This window comes from Citrobacter pasteurii (assembly GCF_019047765.1).
GTDB lineage: Bacteria > Pseudomonadota > Gammaproteobacteria > Enterobacterales > Enterobacteriaceae > Citrobacter > Citrobacter pasteurii.
The window spans coordinates 4,171,041-4,191,197 of sequence record NZ_CP077262.1 but is presented as its reverse complement, the minus strand read 5'-3'; the positions used below and the strand labels follow the sequence as shown (position 1 = coordinate 4,191,197).

Genomic DNA, 20,157 nt, shown 5'->3' with positions numbered 1-20,157 from the left:
CATGGCACCGCCTTGCCACGGGTTAACTCAGCGCCCCCATGATTTTTAATTCCAGCTCATCCGGAACTTCGTTATAAGACAGTACCTGCAAACCAGGTGCAAACAGGCGGGCATAACGCGCGAGCAGAGGACGAAGCTGCGGTGCAACCAACAGCACCGGCTCTTTACCCGCCGCTTTCATCTGTTCTTTAATCTGCGGCATAGTGGTCTGGAACTGATTGAGCATATTCGGATCGACCGGTACGCTATCGAGCACCACTTTGCCGCTTTGTTGAGCCTGATTCACCACATTAGCCAGCAGATTCTCCAGCTCATTATTCAGCGTGTATACCGCCAGCTCATCTTTGCGCACAAACGGATGGGTTATGCTGCGACGAAGCGCCAGACGCACATCGGCCGTTAACAGAATATGATCTTTGGTGACGGCGCTACTGGCGACCAGGACAGTGGCAATGGTGACAATATCGCGCAACGGCACGCCTTCAACCAGCAGTGCCCGGTAAACCTTCAATAGCTGGCTGTAATTCAGCGCCGCGCTCAGATCTTCCGCCAGGCGAGGCGCCATTGAAGAGAGACGGTTATGTAGCTGCGTAATATCATCGTAGTTAAACAGGTCGGGAATATAGCTGCGAATGACCTTATTCACATGCGTCGCGATAACGCTGGCGCTATCAATAACCTGATATCCCATATTTAACGCTTTGGCTTTTTGCGCCGGGACAATCCACGTGACCGGCATACCGTAGGCCGGATCGTGACCTAAAACACCATCGATCTCGCCGTAAGTTTCACTGGAGGGCAGCGCCATCAGCTTATCTGAGGGAATATCGGCCTCATCAGCCTTGATCCCATTGATAAAAATGGCGTACTGGGTCGGTTTTAGACGGAAGTTTTCACGGATGCGAATTTCCGGCAGCAGTACGCCGTTGGTGTCTGAGATAACCTGCCGCACGCCGCGAATACGTTGGGTAAGCGGATTTCCTTTGGATTTGTCCACCAATGCCACCAGCTTGTAGCCGAGGCTCAGGCTGATCGGCTCAATTAAGGGGATGGTTTCCCAACTGACCTGTTGCTCGGCGGTTTCAACGATAGTTTTGGTCAGCGTCTCAAGATTTTTTTCTTCGGTCTCCGCCACCTTCGGGCGCTTGCTCATACGCCAGGCGGTAAACCCCAGCAGGGCGCTGAATACCAGGAACGGGAAATGCGGCATTCCCGGCACCACCGCCAGGACAAACATGATGCTGGTGGCGGTATAAAGTACGGAGGGGCTTGCCAGCAATTGGCTACGAACGTCGGTGGCGATATCGCCGCTGTCGCTCACGCGAGTAACGATAATCGCAGCTGCCGTCGACAGTAGCAGAGACGGGATCTGAGCGACCAGACCGTCACCGATGGTCATCAGGACGTATTGCTGGAAGGCGGCTTCAGCGCTTAAATCGTATTTAAAGATCCCGATGCAGACCCCGCCGATCAGGTTGATGGCCAGAATCATCATCCCGGCGATGGCATCACCGCGCACGAACTTCGACGCGCCATCCATTGCGCCATAGAAATCCGCTTCGCCCGCCACATCTTTACGTCGGGCCTGCGCCTGGGCCTGATTGATCAGCCCCGCGTTCAGATCGGCGTCGATCGCCATCTGCTTGCCGGGCATGGCGTCCAGCGTAAAGCGGGCCGAAACTTCGGAGATACGTTCAGCACCCTTAGTAACCACGATAAAGTTGATTGTGAACAGCGTCAGTAAGGCCGATCGTGAAAACATCGTCGCGGCGCTGCATGGACAGTCTATTTTTAACGGTGGCGGCATGGCGCCGTTAAACAGGCTCGGCAAACAGCCGATAGCGCCGGGCGCGCAGAAGAAAAACGTCACACGCAACAAGCTGGATAAAACGGTTACCCCGCAAGAGACGGCGAAGATCACAGAAGATAACGCCAAAAAAGCGCTGGATGTGAATGAAAAAGCGGTGCTGCTGAAGCAAAAATCAGCGCGTGAATTGGGTGAGCTGGCGACCGACATTAACGTCATCGCCCGCAATGCGCATATGGAAACCAACCTCGAGATGGAGATTGTTCCTCAGGGACTGCGCGTGCTGATTAAAGATGACCAGAACCGGAATATGTTTGAACGCGGCAGCGCCAAAATTATGCCGTTCTTTAAATCGCTGCTGGTTGCGCTGGCCCCCGTGTTTGACTCGCTGGATAACAAGATAATCATCACCGGGCATACGGATGCGATGAGCTATAAGAGCAACATTTACAACAACTGGAACCTCTCCGGCGACCGTGCTTTATCAGCACGACGCGTGCTGGAAGATGCCGGCATGCCGCAGGATAAAGTCATGCAGGTTAGCGCCATGGCGGACCAAATGCTGCTGGATGCGAAAAACCCGGAAAGCGCAGGCAACCGGCGTATTGAGATCATGGTGTTAACGCAAAGTGCTTCCGATACGCTGTATCAATATTTTGGTCAGCACGGCGAGAAGGTGGTTCAGCCGCTGGTTGATAAGCTGGACAAGCAAAAACAGGTGACTTCTTTACGTCAACCCTCTGCTCCCGTCACGCATTAATTCTGTTCTCCGCCCCCCACGCAACGTGGGGGCAAATTATCCCTCAGGAAGGTAATGTGATCGATGTAACCCATATTATTCCATTGGATATTCATACTGATAACGTCACCGATGTGGCTTGTCAGGGGGCGCATTTCGACCCGGTTTCAGGTATCTGGTACACCAAACCTCATGAGTTAAATGAGACGCTGCGTGAGCATGTTTACGCGACGGACAATTTTAATATTGTGGCTCCTTATTACCTGGTTATTACGTCGAAAATGCAATGCTGGAATTGCCATCAGCCCACGCATATTCATGGTGTGATGTTTACCCGGTTTATCAAACAAAATCAGGATGATAAAAGATGGGTGTCCGTGCGGCGCAATACATTTTTGTTCCATATCAACATGCTGCCGGAAGAGATAAAAAAGAACATTAAAGCCAGCAATTACTACCTGGATAAAAGTAAAACGACCGGGCTACGTTACTGGATGAACCACTGTGAAATCTGTGGGGAACGCCTGGGTGACTACGAGCTGTTCTGCGTCGAAGATGATGCATTTCGTCTGATGACGATTGAAAAACTTTTGCGGGCAAATGTGCGCAAAGTGAATAAATTGTTTGTCAGTACGGCAGGAAATCCCGCCGATCATGCGCCAAAAGACATTGTGCGTTATCTGTGTGATGCGCGCTTTGTGATGAATGGACCCGCACTAACGTAGCAGAGGTACAGGCTTCTCATATCGCAAAAACACTGTATACTTAAACAGTGTTGTGAGAGGTGAGTCATGCGCAAAATCATACATGTCGATATGGACTGTTTTTTCGCGGCGGTGGAGATGCGTGATAATCCCGCCCTGCGTGATATTCCCATTGCCATTGGCGGCAGTCGTGAACGCCGGGGGGTTATCAGCACGGCTAATTATCCGGCGCGTAAATTTGGCGTGCGCAGCGCAATGCCAACCGGAATGGCGTTAAAGCTGTGCCCGCATCTCACCCTGTTACCCGGTCGTTACGAGGCATACAAAGAAGCCTCATGCCAGATTCAGGCGATCTTCTCCCGTTATACCTCGCTGATTGAACCGCTTTCGCTGGATGAAGCCTATCTGGATGTCACCGACAGCGTTCACTGCCACGGCTCCGCGACGCTGATCGCCCAGGAGATCCGCCAGACGATCTTCAACGAACTACAGCTAACCGCCTCTGCCGGGATTGCGCCGGTTAAGTTCCTGGCAAAAATCGCCTCCGATCTCAATAAACCCAACGGGCAATATGTGATAACCCCTGCTGATGTCCCTGAATTTCTCAAAACGTTGCCGTTGGGGAAAATTCCCGGCGTCGGCAAAGTCTCTGCCGCTAAGCTGGAATCGATGGGATTGCGTACCTGTGAAGATGTTCAAAAATACGATCTGGCTACGCTGCTCAAACGTTTTGGTAAGTTTGGCCGCGTGTTGTGGGAGCGCAGTCAGGGGATTGACGATCGGGATGTCAATAACGACAGGCTGCGCAAATCCGTCGGCGTCGAGCGGACGCTGGCGGAAGATATTCATCAGTGGTCAGAGTGTGAAGCGATTATTGAGCGGCTCTATCCCGAACTGGAACGGCGTCTGGCAAAGGTAAAGCCGGATCTGCTGATCGCCCGCCAGGGGATAAAACTCAAGTTTAATGATTTTCAGCAGACCACGCAGGAGCACGTCTGGCCGCGCTTAAATAAAGACGACTTAATTGCGACGGCACACAAAACCTGGGAAGCACGTCGGGGAGGGCGAGGCGTGAGGCTGGTGGGGTTACACGTCACGCTGCTCGATCCACAAATAGAAAGGCAGCTGTTATTGGGGCTTTAACGTTGATGTATTGCCGGATGGTGGCGTTAAACGCTTTGTCCGGCCTACAAATCTGCTTGTAGGCCGGATAAGCACAGCGCCATCCGGCAGTTAGCGCAGACTTACTTCGCCGGAATAGACTTCAGCAGTTCAGTCAGAAGCCGCCAGTAGTGACCGACGCTTTCGATATGAACCTGCTCATCCGGGGAGTGCGGACCAGTGATGGTTGGCCCGATGGAAACCATGTCCATTTCCGGATACGGTTTTTTGAACAGGCCACATTCCAGACCAGCATGAATGATCTGAATGTTCGGCGTTTTATTGAACAGACGCTGATAGGTTTCACGCACCAGGTGCATAACCGGAGAGTTTGCATCCGGCTGCCAGCCTGGATACGCGCCTTTGGCTTCGGTTTTGGCGCCAGCCAGTTTACCCAGTGAATCCAGCATGCTCACCACGTAGTCTTTACCGCTGTCGATCAGCGAACGAACCAGACAGTGGATCTGAACATTATCGTCAGTCATGGTTACCACACCGACGTTCAGCGAGGTTTCTACCACGCCTTTGGCGACGTCGGAGTTGCGGATCACACCGTTAGGGGTGGCGTTCAGCAGACGCACAAAGCTGTCGCGAGACTGCGCGGTTAGCGCGGCTTTGTCGTTAGTTACGGCATCCAGCAGCAGAGCCAGGTTTTTCTCTTTGGCTTCCAGCTCGTTTTTCAGGATCTCCTGGTAGGTGCTGACCAGCGCTTTTAACGCATCAACGTTATCTGCAGCCACGGCGAGGGTGGCAAAGGCTTCACGCGGAATTGCATTGCGCAGCGTACCGCCGTTGAAATCAACCAGACGCAGATCCAGCTCTTCAGCGTGACCTGCCAGGAAGCGTACCAGCAGCTTGTTGGCGTTACCGAGACCCACGTGAATTTCGCCGCCGGAGTGACCACCTTTCAGACCTTTTAACGTCAGCTTAAAGCTCTGGAAGCCAGCCGGGATTGCTTCACGGGACAGCGGCAGGTTAGCGGTAAAGTCGATCCCGCCTGCGCAACCCATATAGATCTCACCTTCTTCTTCTGAGTCGGTGTTGATCAGAATATCCGCCTGCAGCCAGTTCGTCTGCAGACCAAATGCGCCATCCATACCTGCTTCTTCGGTCATGGTCAGCAGAACTTCCAGCGGACCGTGTACCACATTGTCATCAGCCAGAACGGCCAGCGCGGATGCCATACCGATACCGTTATCCGCACCCAGCGTGGTGCCACGGGCTTTTACCCATTCGCCATCAATATAAGGCTGGATAGGATCTTTGGTGAAGTCGTGCACGGTGTCGTTGTTTTTCTGCGGAACCATATCCAGGTGCGCTTGCAGAACGACCGGCTTGCGGTTTTCCATGCCTGCGGTAGCGGGTTTGCGAATCAGGATATTACCGACTTGATCGCGCTCGACGTGGAAACCTTTTTCCTGGGCCCAGCTCAGAATGTGTTCAGCGAGCTGCTCTTCATGGTAGGACGGATGAGGAATAGAACAGATTTTAGCAAAAATATCCCACAGCGGTTGCGGGGATAATTGAGACAGTTCAGACACGTTGAGTCTCCTTGGCGATGTCCTGCAAAACTTGCTTGCAGGCCACAGGGTTAGCAGAATTAAAAACACCACAAGTCAGGCTTGCGCGATGCGATTGAGAATACCACTTTCTCCGCCGACGGCTAGCATAAAGCATGCAAAAAGAGGCGCGGATTCCGCGAAACACTGGTTTTTAGTGCGTCAGATCTCTATAATCTCGCGCAACCTGGTTCACCCTCAATTTATTAATTAGCCGTAGATAAACAGGCTGGGACACTTCACATGAGCGAAAAATACGTCGTCACCTGGGACATGTTGCAAGTCCATGCACGTAAACTGGCAAGCCGCCTGATGCCTTCTGAACAATGGAAAGGCATTATTGCCGTTAGCCGTGGTGGTCTGGTGCCGGGCGCATTGCTGGCGCGTGAATTGGGTATTCGCCATGTCGATACCGTATGCATCTCCAGCTACGATCACGACAACCAGCGCGAACTGAAAGTGCTGAAGCGTGCCGAAGGCGACGGTGAAGGTTTTATCGTCATCGATGACCTGGTTGATACCGGTGGTACCGCCGTTGCGATCCGCGAAATGTATCCTAAAGCGCATTTCGTCACGATCTTCGCTAAACCGGCTGGTCGCCCGCTGGTGAATGATTATATTGTTGATATTCCGCAGGATACCTGGATTGAGCAGCCGTGGGATATGGGCGTGGTATTCGTTCCGCCGATCTCTGGTCGCTAATCTAAAAAGTTTTCAACGCCCGCACTGTCGGGCGTTGTTCTTTTTGTGCGGTGTCAGGTTACACTATGCCTTAGTGAGTACTCATGGAGGCCGTAATCATGTCGCAGGCTAACCTCAGCGAAGTTCTGTTTAAACCCCGCTTCAAACATCCTGAAACGTCAACGCTGGTTCGTCGTTTTAACCACGGCGCGCAGCCGTCTGTGCAGTCCGCTCTGGATGGCAAAACAATCCCGCACTGGTATCGCATGGTGAATCGCCTGATGTGGATCTGGCGTGGGGTCGATCCGCGCGAAATCCTCGAAGTGCAGGCCCGCATCGTGATGAGCGAAGCCGAGCGTACGGATAAAGAACTCTACGACACGGTCATCGGCTATCGCGGCGGGAACTGGATCTACGAGTGGGCGAAGCAGGCGATGGACTGGCAACAGAAAGCATCTATGGAAGAGGATCCACAGGTGAGCGGACGCCACTGGCTGCATGCTTCCACGTTGTACAACATTGCTGCTTACCCCCACTTAAAAGGTGATGAGCTGGCAGAGCAGGCTCAGGCTCTGGCTAATCGCGCTTATGAAGAGGCTGCACAGCGTCTGCCGGGTACGCTGCGTGAGATGGAATTTGCCATTACCGGCGGCGCGCCAATCACTGGCTTCCTGCATATGCCAAAAGGCGACGGTCCGTTCCCGACGGTGCTGATGTGCGGTGGCCTCGACTCCATGCAAACGGATTATTACAGTCTGTATGAGCGCTACTTTGCCCCGCGCGGTATCGCTATGCTGACGCTGGATATGCCGTCGGTCGGGTTCTCGTCAAAATGGAAACTGACCCAGGATTCCAGCCTGCTGCACCAGCACGTATTAAAAGCGCTGCCGAATATTCCCTGGGTGGATCACACCCGTGTGGCGGCATTCGGTTTTCGCTTTGGCGCTAACGTCGCAGTACGCCTGGCGTATCTGGAATCATCGCGTCTGAAGGCGGTGGCCTGTCTGGGACCGGTGGTTCATGCGCTGCTTAGCGACCCACAGCGACAGGCAAGCGTTCCGGAAATGTATCTTGACGTTTTGGCCAGTCGTCTGGGGATGCACGACGCCTCCGATGAAGCGCTGCGCGTCGAGCTTAATCGCTATTCATTAAAGGTACAAGGGCTGCTGGGCAGACGCTGCCCGACGCCAATGTTGTCGGGGTACTGGAAAAACGATCCGTTTAGCCCGGAAGAGGAATCACGATTAATCACATCTTCATCTTCTGACGGTAAGCTGCTGGAGATTCCATTCAACCCGGTGTATCGCAATTTTGACAAAGGGCTGCAGGAAATAACCGGTTGGATCAATCAGAGATTGTGTTAAAAGTTTGCTAAATTTTATCGATTTGGTAAAACAGGTGCTTCACCTAAGGAGATCGTAATGACGTTACCGAGTGGGCATCCGAAAAGCAGATTGATCAAAAAATTCACCGCGCTTGGCCCTTACATCCGCGAAGGGCAGTGCGAAGATAATCGATTCTTTTTCGATTGTCTGGCTGTTTGCGTCAACGTGAAACCGGCACCAGAGAAACGTGAATTTTGGGGCTGGTGGATGGAACTGGAGGCGCAGGAAAAACGCTTTACGTACAGCTACCAGTTTGGTTTGTTCGATAAAGACGGCAACTGGACTGCCGTGCCGATTAAAGAGACTGAAGTGGTAGAGCGACTGGAATACACCTTACGTGAGTTTCATGAAAAGTTGCGTGGGTTGTTAACGACGCTGAATCTGGCGCTGGAGCCTGCCGATGATTTTAAGGATGAACCGGTTAAATTAACGGCATAACGAACAGCAAAATGCCGGATGGCGGCGCAACCCCATCCGGCATTTTTTATGTTACATCAGAACTGATAAACCATACCGACGGCCACGATATCATCATCGTTGATGCCCAGTTTATTATCGCTATCCAGTTGGTTGATTTTATAATCAACAAACGCAGACATATTTTTGTTGAAATAGTACGTTGCGCCCACGTCGATATAATTCACCAGATCCTCATTACCAACGCCTTCAATATCTTTACCTTTCGACAGCACATAACCCAGTGACGGACGCAGACCAAAGTCAAATTGGTACTGAACAACCGCTTCGAAGTTCTGCGTTTTATTGGCAAAGCCGCCGGAAACAGGCGTCATATTGCGTGTTTCGGAGTACATGGTCGCAATATAGATATCGTTAGCATCATATTTTAAGCCGGTTGCCCAGGCTTCTGCTTTATCGCCAGTACCCCGGTTTTGCAGGTTCTGCTGATTGGTACGGTCGGAGTTGGTATACGCACCACTGATGGCGAAATCGCTACCGCCAAAGTCATACGTCACGGAGGTACCAAAACCGTCTCCGTTCTGCTTTTTCACATCGCGGTCCTGGTTTTTACCCTGATATTGCAGGGTAAGATCCAGACCATCGACGACGCCGAAGAAGTCGGTATTACGGTAGGTCGCCAGGCCGCTGGCGCGTTTGGTCATAAAGTTATCGGTTTGCGCTGAGGAGTCGCCGCCGAATTCCGGGAACATATCGGTCCACGCTTCCACATCGTACAGCGCACCCAGGTTACGACCATAATCAAATGAGCCAAGATTTTTTAATTTCAGACCAGCAAAAGCCAGACGCGTTTTTTGCTGGTTGGAGTCACTTTCGGCTTTATTACCGGCAAACTCCGCTTCCCAACGGCCATATCCCGTCAGTTCATCGTTAATTTGCGTTTCGCCTTTAAAACCTAAACGGATATAGCTCTGGTCGCCGTCTTTGCTGTCATAATCCGTCATGTAATGCATAGCTTTTACTTTGCCATACAGATCCAGTTTATTGCCGTTCTTGTTATACACTTCCGCTGCCTGTACGGATGCCGACGCAACAATTCCCATCACCGCTAATGCCAGAGTGCTCTTTTTCATTTTCATTCCCGATTAAAAAGTACGCGCTAATATTTACTGGGTGTGATCCCCGTTAAAAGACAGGAAGGTTTTTAACGTCTGGCAATGAACGTTTTATGACAAAGTAAGAGTAATTTTAAAAAAAGATGTTTTTTTGTTTCTGTAATAAAGGCGTCAAAATCTGCCGCTACGCTTGCTGATCCTGCGCAATAAAATTTCATGCTTTGTGCGCTGGTTGTTGGCAACCGGGGCCAGTCCTGCTAAAACGTTCGTTTGATATCATTTTCCCCAATTTTGAATGGCAGAGAATCATGAGTGACAGCCAGACGCTGGTGGTAAAACTTGGCACCAGTGTGTTAACGGGCGGATCGCGCCGCCTGAACCGCGCCCACATCGTAGAACTGGTTCGCCAGTGCGCGCAGCTCCATGCCGCAGGGCATCGTATTGTTATCGTTACTTCGGGTGCGATTGCTGCCGGACGTGAGCATCTTGGTTACCCTGAGCTCCCGGCAACGATAGCCTCGAAACAGCTGTTGGCGGCGGTAGGGCAGAGCCGATTGATTCAACTGTGGGAACAGCTGTTCTCGATATACGGTATTCATATTGGGCAGATGCTGCTCACGCGTGCGGATATGGAAGACAGAGAGCGCTTCCTCAACGCCCGCGATACGCTACGCGCGCTGCTCGATAACAACATCGTTCCGGTCATTAATGAGAATGATGCGGTGGCGACCGCCGAAATTAAAGTCGGTGATAACGACAACCTGTCGGCGCTGGCAGCGATTCTGGCCGGGGCCGATAAGCTGCTGCTGCTGACCGATCAGCAGGGACTGTTCACCGCCGATCCGCGCACCAATCCGCAGGCGGAGCTGATCAAAGATGTGCACGGTATTGATGATGCGCTGCGCGCCATTGCCGGAGACAGTGTCTCTGGCCTGGGTACTGGCGGCATGGGGACTAAACTGCAGGCCGCCGATGTCGCGTGCCGTGCCGGGATCGACACCATTATTGCCGCAGGTAGCAAGCCGGGCGTGATTGGCGACGTGATGGAAGGCGTTTCCGTTGGGACGCGTTTTCATGCTCAGGCATCTCCGCTGGAGAACCGTAAACGCTGGATCTTTGGTGCGCCGCCGGCCGGGGAAATTACCGTCGATGAGGGCGCAACAGGCGCTATTCTGGAGCGCGGCAGCTCATTGCTGCCAAAAGGTATTAAAAGCGTGACAGGCAACTTCTCTCGTGGTGAAGTGATCCGCATCTGCAATCTGGAAGGGCGCGATATTGCCCACGGTGTCACTCGCTATAACAGCGACGCGCTGCGCCGTATTGCCGGACACCACTCACAGCAGATTGATACCATCCTGGGCTATGAATATGGCCCGGTTGCTGTCCATCGCGATGACATGATTACCCGTTAAGGAACAGGCATATGCTGGAAAAAATGGGCATTGCTGCCAAAGCCGCGTCATACAAGTTGGCGCTGCTCTCCAGTCGCGAAAAAAATCGCGTACTGGAAACAATCGCTGATGAGCTGGAAGCACAAACCGAAAGCATTCTCAGCGCAAACGTACAAGATGTTGAGCAGGCGCGAGTCAATGGCCTGAGCGATGCGATGCTCGACCGCCTGGCCCTGACGCCGGCGCGTCTGAAAGCGATTGCTGACGATGTGCGCCAGGTGTGTCATCTCGCCGACCCGGTCGGGCAGGTGATTGACGGCGGGCTGCTGGACAGCGGTCTGCGTCTGGAGCGTCGTCGCGTCCCACTGGGCGTGATTGGCGTGATTTATGAAGCGCGTCCAAACGTCACCGTTGATGTGGCTTCCCTGTGCCTGAAAACCGGCAATGCGGCGATCCTGCGCGGGGGAAAAGAGACGTGCCGGACGAATGCCGCGACCGTAGCGGTGATCCAAAAGGCGCTGGAAGCCTGCGGTTTACCGGCCGCCGCCGTGCAGTCGATAGACAACCCGGATCGCGCGCTGGTCGCTGAAATGCTGCGGATGGATAAGTACATCGATATGCTGATCCCTCGCGGTGGTGCGGGTCTGCACAAGCTGTGTCGTGAGCAGTCGACCATTCCGGTTATCACCGGCGGCATTGGCGTATGTCATATTTATGTTGATGATACCGCGGAGATTGACCCGGCGCTGAGAATTATCGTCAACGCTAAAACCCAGCGTCCGAGCACCTGTAACACCGTAGAAACTCTGCTGGTGCATCAGGACATCGCCGCACGTTTTCTGCCTGCGCTGAGCCAGCAGATGGCGCAAAGCGGCGTCACGCTGCATGCCGATGAGACGGCGCTGGCCGCATTGCAGACCGGACCCGCTAACGTGGTCGCGGTGAAAGTCGAAGAGTATGACGACGAGTTTCTGTCGCTGGATTTGAACGTGAAAGTCGTTACTGACCTGGACGATGCCATCGCCCACATTCGCGAGCATGGGACCCAACATTCCGATGCGATCCTGACGCGCACGCTGCGTAACGCCGATCGTTTCGTGAATGAAGTGGACTCTTCTGCCGTGTACGTTAACGCCTCTACGCGTTTTACCGATGGCGGCCAGTTCGGATTGGGTGCGGAAGTGGCGGTAAGTACGCAAAAACTGCACGCGCGTGGCCCAATGGGGCTGGAAGCACTGACCACTTACAAGTGGATTGGCTTTGGTGACGACACGATTCGTGCGTAATTGAAACCGGGTGATGCAAAAATAGGCGTTTGATTCACAAGGCCATTGACGCATCGCCCGGTTAGTTTTAACCTTCTACCCCGTGTTCGCATTCGTGGACATGTCCTTATCAGGGCCGATATAGCTCAGTTGGTAGAGCAGCGCATTCGTAATGCGAAGGTCGTAGGTTCGACTCCTATTATCGGCACCATTTTTCTATGTCTCCGGACTGATTTTTCCCATTTCCTGTACCAGGCTCAGGTCGTTTGATGTCATCAGCACGATGAGCAGCATCATCATCCCATTGTACTCAAATATATCTTCTGTATTACCGCTATCCTCCTTCCAGAAAAAGGAGCAGCGACAGCCGCTCCCTTCTGGCATCAGGATTTTGGGAACACCCAAACATGTTTTTCGGGTAACGCCAGGTGGCAGTGCTGAGGATCGCGAACTTCGTTGCCATAGGCGCGGATGACAAAATCATCAGCCACGGTGCGGAACAGGTACTCCCAGCGGTCACCGAGATACATGCTGGTGAGCAACGGGAGAGCCAACTGGTTTTCGCCTGGCCCGTCGGCCAGCACCACTCGTTCAACGCGGATCACCGCGGTGCCCTCATAGCCAACCTGAACGCCGTCGCCCGCCTGACCCCACAGAACCCAGTCGCGTCCTTCAATACGTGCTTTGCCGTCGCGCACGTCAGTGACTTTGCCATGCAGACGGTTGTTGCTGCCCATAAACTCAGCGGTGAACAGCGTTTTTGGGGAACCATACATCTCTTGCGGCGTACCCTGCTGTTCAATTTTGCCGTTGTTGAGCAACAAAATGCGGTCAGAAATCGACATCGCTTCTCCCTGGTCATGCGTCACCATCAGCGCGGACAACCCGAGATTAATAATCAGCTCACGCAGGAATACGCGCGCTTCTTCCCGCAGTTTTGCATCAAGGTTGGATAATGGCTCATCGAGCAGGATCACGGGTGGGTTATAAACCAGCGCCCGGCCAATCGCTACACGCTGTTGCTGGCCGCCAGAAAGTTGATGCGGATGGCGCTTACCCAGATGTCCCAGGCCCAGTTGATCCAACACACCCTGTACCCGTTGGTTGATCTCTGCGGTGGAGACTTTGCGCAACTTCAGCGGGTAGGCCACATTCTCAAATACGGTTTTATGCGGCCACAAGGCATAGGACTGGAACACCAGCCCCAGATTACGCTCTTCGGCTGGGATTTCGCTGCGCGGGGTGCCGTCGTAGACCTTGTTGTTGCCGATGGTAATTGACCCTTGTGTCGGTTTTTCCAGCCCGGCCACCGCGCGCAGGAGGGTGGTTTTACCGCTACCGGACGGTCCCAGTAACGAAACCACTTCGCCCCGTTTGAGGTCCATGGTCACGCCCTTTAGCACCGGGTTATCACCGTAGGTTAAGTGCAGGTTCTCGACCGATAATTCAATCATGTAATTTCACTCCAAAACGTAGGGCAATACCCAGGCCCACCACCACCAACAAAATATTGATAAACGAGAGTGCGGCGACGATGTCGATAGCACCTGCCGCCCACAGAGATACCAGCATCGAACCGATGGTTTCCGTGCCTGGCGACAGCAGATAGACGCCCGTTGAATACTCACGCTCAAAGATCAGGAACATCAGCAGCCATGAGCCAATCAGCCCATAACGCGAAAGCGGAATGGTAACGTGGCGGGTAATCTGCCCACGCGTCGCACCGGTGCTGCGTGCCGCTTCCTCCAGCTCTGGCCCCACTTGCAGCAACGTTGAGGAGATGAGGCGCAGGCCGTAGGCCATCCATACCACCGTATACGCCAGCCAGACGCTGAAAATGGTGCTACGCAGCGAGCGCAGCCAGACAATCAGCGTGTCTCGCAACCACTGCGACCACGGCATGCCGGATAACCAGCCGGATTTCAGCGCGTTATCGAGCCACATCGGTAAGAACAGAAACACCCACAAAAACGCCAGACCCGCGAGCAGGCCCGGCACCGCACGGGGCACCAGCACGCTGTAGTCTAGAAAACGCGTGGTGTTATCCGGCTTGCGGTGCATCGCGATACCGATAAACAGATAGCAACCTACCGCCAGTGCGCCGCCTATTACGCCAATCGCCATGGAGTTGACGATGGCCCGCAACAGGTTCGGCTGTTCCCAGATGGTACGGAAGGTGCTAAGCGACAGCTCATCCCACAGCGACACACCCACACCCCAGTTGGAGATAAACGCACGCAGCACCACACCCATCAACGGTACGCCAATGGTAATGGTCAGCCAAAACGCGACCACACCACCCGCTATCCAGCGCCATTTACCCAGCGGTAACGCGCGGGCCTGCGAGGCTTTACCCTTCATGGTGACGAAGCGGTTAGCGGTACGCATCAGGCGACGCTGTAGCATGACCAGTGGGATGGTCAGGCAGATCAGCACCACGGCAACGGCCGCCATCAGGTGATACGACGGCGTACCCAGTTTATTGGTCAGCTGGTACAGGTAGGTCGCCAGCACCATGTTGCCTTCCGGATCGCCCAGCACCAGCATTAGACCAAAGACTTCCAGACCGAGGAAAAACAGCAGCACAACGGCGTACAGAATCGAGGGGCGAACCATCGGCAGGCTGACCGAGGTCATCACCTGCAGCGGGGAAGCGCCGGAGATACGCGCGGCTTCCTCCACGTCTGAGCTCACGCTGCGCAGCGCTGATGAGATATACAGATAAGCGTGCGGTACGTGTGTCAGACCTGCAATGACCACGATGCTCGACATGTCGTAGATATTCCACGGCACGAAGCCAATCAGCGACTGCGCCCACAGCGACAGGAAGCCCACCGGGCCTGCGGCCACCACATAGCCAAAACCCAGCACCATCGGTGAAACAAAAATAGGCACCAGGATCAGCGGCTCAATCAGACGTCTACCCGGTAAGTCGGTACGTACCATCAGGAAGGCCAGTATGCCGCCCAGAGGAATGGCGATAATGACCAGACCGAATGCGAGAATAAAGCCGCTTTTCAGCGCTTTATAGAAGTCAGGGTCGGTAAAAATAAAGCCAAAGGATTCAAGGCTCCAGTCCTTTGCCGGCGAGAAGAACGGCGCGGACAAAAAGCTCTGTATCACGATGAACGACAATGGCGTGTAGATAACCAGCGCGGTTAACAGCACGACGATGCCGCGCGGCAAGCTTTGCCACTTTCTGCGTAATGCATTCATAAGCGAGATCCGGTAACACGAATTCAGGAAACGAGCACCAGGCGCACCAGTGAACCGTGCACCTGGTTCTGGCTCTTATTTGGCCGCGGCTTCACGCCATTGTTTGATGTAGTCCAGACGTTTCTTCGGTTGCAGGTATTCAAGTAATGACTCATCAACCGGGATCGGCTTCAGCGCGCTACCCAGCATTTTGGTCATACCGTCGATGTCATTTTTACCTTCGATATCGTTACGGATAGAGGGAATATCGGCCTGGTTGGCGAGGATGTTTTGCCCTTTTTCAGACAGCACATAGTCCAGCCACAATTTGGCAGCATTGCCATGTTCTGCCTGCTGGCTGATGAAAGAAACTCGTGACAGCACCAGGGTGTAGTCCTTCGGATAGGAAATACCCAATGACGGGTCGTTTTTGGCACGCGCTTCGGCGTAAGAGCCGAGGATATTATAACCAATCAGGTTTTCACCCGATGAAACCCTCTCCATCATCGTACCGGTGGACGATTGCACGGCTAACCCGCCTTTCGCCACGTCGGCCAATGTTTTGAAGTAGTTCGGATCGGCCTTGTAATCCAGCACCGATAGCATGAAGCCAACCCCGGATTTTTCGATATCGTAGGTGGTGACTTTGCTTTTGAATTTATCCACCTGGCCTGCAATCAGCTTTGCCAGCGCGGCGTGAGAATCCGGAACCTCGTTCGCCGGGATGAGGCGCTTGTTGTAAATAAACACCACCGGCTCGTAGGTGGTGCCGTACGCTTTGTTGTGCCAGACAGCCCATTTCGGTAGCTGGTTCTGCTCTGCTGAAACATACTCCATGGCATAGTCGGTCGCGAGCTTCATCGCGGTATCCATAGAGGAGCTCCAGATGACGTCACCGCTGCCGCCGCCAGCAGCCTGTTCGCTGATATAACGGTTATACAGCTCGGTGCTGTTCATATCGTTATATTCAACTTTGATGCCCGGATAGGTGGCTTCAAAGCCCTGAATCAGCGGCCCCGCCGCTTTGGTATCCGTTGTGGAGTAAACCACGACTTTGCCTTCTTTGGTGGCGGCATCAACCACCTTTTGGTAGTCAGCCGGATACCCCTGCGGTAGCGCGGACAGGGCAGAAACCGACATGAAAACAGCAGCAGGGATCAGAGAGATGCGGAATGTGTTTGTCATTATTATTAACCTTCTAGTTACACTTTGGGAACTAAAAGTCAACATAGCGGATGAGAGGGGAGAGACAAGAGGGGGAAGAGAGCCGGCTGGTGGAAATGTGATTGCTGGCGTTGTTTCGGTAATTAACACCATAGAAACCGTGAGCGCAGGGATTTGAGAGAACGGAATGCTCACCGCTGTAGGCCGGATAAGCGAAGCGCCATCCGGCACTATACGGAACGCAGCCGGATGGCGCTTCGCTTATCCGGCCTACGGAGTTGTCAATCAGCCCCCTTCCGGTACAACCGCCTTGGATGCCCAATATTCCCATACTGAATCTCAATCACAACAAACCCAATCTCCACGCAATACTCCAGATAGCGGCGACCCGTAGTTTTACTGATCCCTGCGTCTTTCACCACCTGTTCGACTGACCAACTGGTGTCAGGATGTTCGCTGAAAATACGCTTCACCCGCTCAAGCGTTGCAGGTTCAATGCCCTTTGTTGATGGCTGGGTTGATGCCTCACCCGCGGGTAAATTGAACAGTTTATCCAGTGCATGTTGGTCAACAACCTTCACCTGCCGCAGAGTGTGTACCAGCAACATAAAGCGCTCCAGCGAGGCCCGCAGACGGTGGGAAAATACGGGTTTTAGCAGGTAGTCAAACGCGCCGCTGCGCATAGCATGGCTGCAGGTTTGCATATCGCTGGCGGCGGTGATGAATATCACCGAGCATTCAAACTGTTTGAGCAGTGGGCTATCAATAAGCTCAACGCCCTGACCGTCCGGCAAATAGTTGTCCAGCAGCAGCAGACGTGGCTGATGGAGGAGGAGCAGTTCGCGGGCCTGTTCCAGCGATCCCGCGATTCCCACGATGCGCAGATGGAAGTTTTGCTCAATAAACTCCCGATGCAACTGTGCGAGATGCGGCTCATCTTCAACAATAACAACCTCAAGAGGGCGGATATCAGTCATGGGAAGATCCTGTTGAAAGAGAAATCTGGAACGGGATGAAAACCGAAAATACGGTACCCTGTGGGATGTTATTGCTTATTTCGATGCTGCCACCTGCCCGACGAACGTAGCCCACGACCAGGTACAGGCCAATACCATGTTCTGAACCGGTGAGTTCACTGCTGTCAGTGGGTTTACTGGTAAAGCCTTGCTCAAAAATATGCGGCTTCATGGCCTCATCAACGCCACAGCCCCGGTCAGCCACTTCAATCACCAGTTCGTGGTTGCGATCCGATATATACACTTCCACCGGCGCGGTACGCGCTGGCGTTTTCAGCGTGGCATCGACAGCGTTGTCCACCAGATTACCAATGACTGACATCAGCTCCGTTTCGCTCAGTCCTTCCGGCAGGCGCGAGAGCTGGCAGGCGGGATCGAAAACCAGCTCAACGCCTTTCTCGCGGGCACCGACATATTTCCCCAGCAGCAGGCCGCACAGCGCCGGAGAGACAAACTGCCTGGAGAGGAAATCCAGCACCTGCTGGGCCCCCTCTGACTGTACCTGGATATAACGCAGCGCATCGTCATAGCGCTGCATTTGCAGCAGACCGACGAGCGTCGCCGTCCAGTTGAGCTGCTCGTGGCGCATGATGCGCAGGTTATCGGCATAGCGGGTCACCTGGCTGAGTTGGCTGCTGAGCATATTGATATCGTTCTTATCGCGGAAGCTGAATACCCAACCGCTTTGGGTGCCCGGCTCGACTTCAATAGCCACGCGGTTGACGATGGTTTCCCGTTGATTCAGGACGGTAATATGATCGTGATGGCGGCTGTCATAAGCGGTATTGCCTGGCGCGAAAAACGACGGTGGCAGTTGAATCACCTCATCCAGCGGCTTGCCGAGCAGCGCTTGTTCACTCTGGCGAATATTGAGCATCTCCCTGGCGGCGCGGTTGATGAGTATTAGCCGCTTATCGGCATTCACCGCAAACACACCTTCGTACATGGCCTCCAGTAACGCCTTTTGCTGTAGCACCAACTGGGCGATATCTTTGGGTTCCAGGCCGAACATCTGTTTTTTCAGCGTGCGGGTCAGTAACCAGGAAAAAATAAACAGCAGCAGCAGCAGGGCAAGGCCGTACATTCCGGTGCGCCACAGCAGTCGGGCGTTGATATTGGCGATGTAGGAGGTGAGGTAACCGACGGAGACAATGCCGATTACCTGATGATGGCTATCGAAAATAGGTGCCTTACTGCGTAACGAGACACCGATCCCGCCCTTACGCACCGTGATAATGGTTTTGCCCTTCAGTACATCAGCATTGTCGCCGCCGATCATCGGCAGGTTAAGGCGCTCCGGGGATTCTGAGTGGTAAAGATGCTGTTCACGCGCATCACCAATCACAATATAGCTGGCGTCGCTTTCGGCACGCAGCGGCTGAATCAGTTGTGCGATACCGGGAATATCCCGCTGCTGTACTTTTTCTGCCAGACCGGGAATCAGGGCAATTTCGCTGGCCTGTACGCGCGCGCGTTGGCCCAAATCGTGGTGCAACTGACGGTCGATAAAGTGAAACAGCAATACGCCAAGCAGCGCCAGCAGAAGGCAGGAAAAAGCCACCAGTGAGAGGAACAGCTTTACCTGAAAGGACAATCTGAGTTTCATGTAGTCCGCAGCGGCCAGAGCAGAAAGGGTCATCTGAAAAGCCTATCATGCGAAAATACGAACCGTAATCGAGGGACGACAGAGTTGTGAACTGCCTACATTCTCCGCAAATTTCTGAGGCAATAAACGGTATGTCGACGATGCGATCCAACGACTGTATCCATTGAAAATGCGCATCGTTGACGGTGATTTTTTTGGCGCTTCCGGTCTATGACTCTGGGTGTCCGTCGATCGCGGCCTTCAGATCGCGATACTCTTCGCATTGGGTGCCGCAGATATTCTTAATGGTTGCCAGCTCCGCTTTCGCCAGGTCGGGGCGGCTTTTAACCATCCATGCTTCCCCAAGATATTCGCGCACTCTCGCATAGTGCGGATCAAGGGCAATCGATCGTTGGTAGTAACTTATCCCTTCATCCGTACGCCCTAGCTTGCGTGTCGCGTAGCCTCGATAGTTCCAGGCTTCACGCGTATTGGGCTGCTGTAAGGTATCGAGTAAATTGATGGCATCCTGATAATGGCCGGTTTTCGCCAGGTGATACGCATACTGCGTTTTATCCTGATCGTCGATCATGCTGCTTTTTTCTGGCAAACATTTTTGGGTTTTGTTGTCGTAAACCTGACCCTTCGGGCATGTTGGTGTGGTGGTATCGTCATTTCCCATGGCGCTGGCTGCAGCGGAGTAGAGCAGCCCGCCTGAGATCAGGCAAATCAACGGCAGTATTTTCGTCCTGGCGTGCATCTTCATGGTCCTGTCCTCTCGGTATGAGTGAAGGTTCTTGCATGCTGTAAACCGCGCAGACCATGCTTTATTCATTATCGATGCCTATAAATTGACCTGCCGTTTATTTTTAATACACCGCTTTATTAGCAAAGAAGGAGGAGCCGCTAACGAGGCTGTTGCGGCGCGCCAAATTTTCCGTACCACGGGAAATGGGGGAGCTTCTCTGATCCC

16 protein-coding genes, 1 tRNA gene and 1 pseudogene are annotated in these 20,157 nt (G+C 53.5%); 9 read left to right on the top strand and 9 right to left on the bottom strand.

The window, feature by feature from the left end:
- Nucleotides 1–22: 22 nt before the first annotated feature.
- A pseudogene (locus I6L54_RS20320) lies at nucleotides 23–1,741 on the bottom strand (flagellar biosynthesis protein FlhA); the annotation flags it as partial.
- Between I6L54_RS20320 and lafU the strand changes: the two are divergent.
- The 3 genes from lafU to dinB all read left to right on the top strand — a co-directional run bounded on the left by lafU (nucleotide 1,653) and on the right by dinB (nucleotide 4,393).
- The gene (lafU, locus tag I6L54_RS20315) at nucleotides 1,653–2,567 is read left to right on the top strand and encodes a putative lateral flagellar export/assembly protein LafU (protein WP_209442487.1); all 915 of its coding nucleotides are present in this window, start codon (nucleotides 1,653–1,655) and stop codon (nucleotides 2,565–2,567) included. The pseudogene I6L54_RS20320 and the gene lafU overlap by 89 nt on opposite strands.
- Nucleotides 2,568–2,623: 56 nt before the next feature.
- Nucleotides 2,624–3,271: a hypothetical protein gene (locus tag I6L54_RS20310; RefSeq protein WP_040232857.1), complete on the top strand. Its 648-nt coding sequence runs from the start codon at nucleotides 2,624–2,626 to the stop codon at nucleotides 3,269–3,271.
- 66 nt (nucleotides 3,272–3,337) lie between these two features.
- Nucleotides 3,338–4,393: a DNA polymerase IV gene (gene dinB / locus I6L54_RS20305; protein ID WP_040232856.1), complete on the top strand. Its 1,056-nt coding sequence runs from the start codon at nucleotides 3,338–3,340 to the stop codon at nucleotides 4,391–4,393.
- A gap of 101 nt (nucleotides 4,394–4,494) precedes the next feature.
- Here the strand turns inward: dinB and pepD are convergent, their stop codons facing one another.
- Nucleotides 4,495–5,952: a cytosol nonspecific dipeptidase gene (gene pepD / locus I6L54_RS20300; protein WP_040232853.1), complete on the bottom strand. Its 1,458-nt coding sequence runs from the start codon at nucleotides 5,950–5,952 to the stop codon at nucleotides 4,495–4,497.
- A gap of 261 nt (nucleotides 5,953–6,213) precedes the next feature.
- Here pepD and gpt point away from each other — a divergent pair, with 261 nt between their 5' ends.
- The 3 genes from gpt to crl all read left to right on the top strand — a co-directional run bounded on the left by gpt (nucleotide 6,214) and on the right by crl (nucleotide 8,474).
- Nucleotides 6,214–6,672, top strand: coding sequence for a xanthine phosphoribosyltransferase (gene gpt / locus I6L54_RS20295; protein WP_005133597.1), 459 nt, complete (start codon nucleotides 6,214–6,216; stop codon nucleotides 6,670–6,672).
- Nucleotides 6,673–6,770: 98 nt separating this feature from the next.
- Nucleotides 6,771–8,015 (top strand): esterase FrsA, encoded by a 1,245-nt coding sequence (frsA, locus tag I6L54_RS20290; RefSeq protein WP_040232852.1) that lies wholly within the window; start codon nucleotides 6,771–6,773, stop codon nucleotides 8,013–8,015.
- 57 nt (nucleotides 8,016–8,072) lie between these two features.
- The gene (crl, locus tag I6L54_RS20285) at nucleotides 8,073–8,474 is read left to right on the top strand and encodes a sigma factor-binding protein Crl (protein WP_005133595.1); all 402 of its coding nucleotides are present in this window, start codon (nucleotides 8,073–8,075) and stop codon (nucleotides 8,472–8,474) included.
- A 56-nt stretch (nucleotides 8,475–8,530) separates the two neighbouring features.
- Here crl and phoE read toward each other — a convergent pair whose 3' ends face one another.
- Nucleotides 8,531–9,586: a phosphoporin PhoE gene (gene phoE / locus I6L54_RS20280; protein ID WP_040232850.1), complete on the bottom strand. Its 1,056-nt coding sequence runs from the start codon at nucleotides 9,584–9,586 to the stop codon at nucleotides 8,531–8,533.
- A 290-nt stretch (nucleotides 9,587–9,876) separates the two neighbouring features.
- Here phoE and proB point away from each other — a divergent pair, with 290 nt between their 5' ends.
- From proB to I6L54_RS20265, 3 genes are all read left to right on the top strand, one after another.
- Nucleotides 9,877–10,980 (top strand): glutamate 5-kinase, encoded by a 1,104-nt coding sequence (proB, locus tag I6L54_RS20275; protein ID WP_005133587.1) that lies wholly within the window; start codon nucleotides 9,877–9,879, stop codon nucleotides 10,978–10,980.
- An 11-nt stretch (nucleotides 10,981–10,991) separates the two neighbouring features.
- Nucleotides 10,992–12,245, top strand: a complete 1,254-nt coding sequence (gene proA / locus I6L54_RS20270) for a glutamate-5-semialdehyde dehydrogenase (protein WP_040232848.1) — start codon at nucleotides 10,992–10,994, stop codon at nucleotides 12,243–12,245.
- Between the two features lie 114 nt (nucleotides 12,246–12,359).
- Nucleotides 12,360–12,435 (top strand) — tRNA-Thr (locus tag I6L54_RS20265).
- A gap of 172 nt (nucleotides 12,436–12,607) precedes the next feature.
- Here the strand turns inward: I6L54_RS20265 and I6L54_RS20260 are convergent.
- The 6 genes from I6L54_RS20260 to I6L54_RS20235 all read right to left on the bottom strand — a co-directional run bounded on the left by I6L54_RS20260 (nucleotide 12,608) and on the right by I6L54_RS20235 (nucleotide 19,950).
- Complete coding sequence (locus I6L54_RS20260) at nucleotides 12,608–13,678, bottom strand: ABC transporter ATP-binding protein (RefSeq protein WP_005133552.1); 1,071 nt, start codon at nucleotides 13,676–13,678, stop codon at nucleotides 12,608–12,610.
- Entirely contained in the window at nucleotides 13,671–15,440 is a 1,770-nt protein-coding gene (locus I6L54_RS20255; RefSeq protein ID WP_040232845.1) for an ABC transporter permease, read from the bottom strand. Before I6L54_RS20255 ends, I6L54_RS20260 begins: the two co-directional genes overlap by 8 nt.
- Nucleotides 15,441–15,515: 75 nt before the next feature.
- Nucleotides 15,516–16,604, bottom strand: a complete 1,089-nt coding sequence (locus I6L54_RS20250; RefSeq protein ID WP_040232844.1) for an ABC transporter substrate-binding protein — start codon at nucleotides 16,602–16,604, stop codon at nucleotides 15,516–15,518.
- 260 nt (nucleotides 16,605–16,864) lie between these two features.
- Entirely contained in the window at nucleotides 16,865–17,560 is a 696-nt protein-coding gene (locus I6L54_RS20245) for a response regulator (RefSeq protein WP_040232843.1), read from the bottom strand.
- Nucleotides 17,553–19,205, bottom strand: coding sequence for an ATP-binding protein (locus I6L54_RS20240; RefSeq protein WP_040232904.1), 1,653 nt, complete (start codon nucleotides 19,203–19,205; stop codon nucleotides 17,553–17,555). The genes I6L54_RS20245 and I6L54_RS20240 overlap by 8 nt, the downstream gene beginning before the upstream one ends.
- 208 nt (nucleotides 19,206–19,413) lie before the next feature.
- On the bottom strand, nucleotides 19,414–19,950 hold the full coding sequence (locus I6L54_RS20235) for a tetratricopeptide repeat protein (protein ID WP_040232840.1): 537 nt from the start codon (nucleotides 19,948–19,950) through the stop codon (nucleotides 19,414–19,416).
- Nucleotides 19,951–20,157 lie beyond the last annotated feature (207 nt).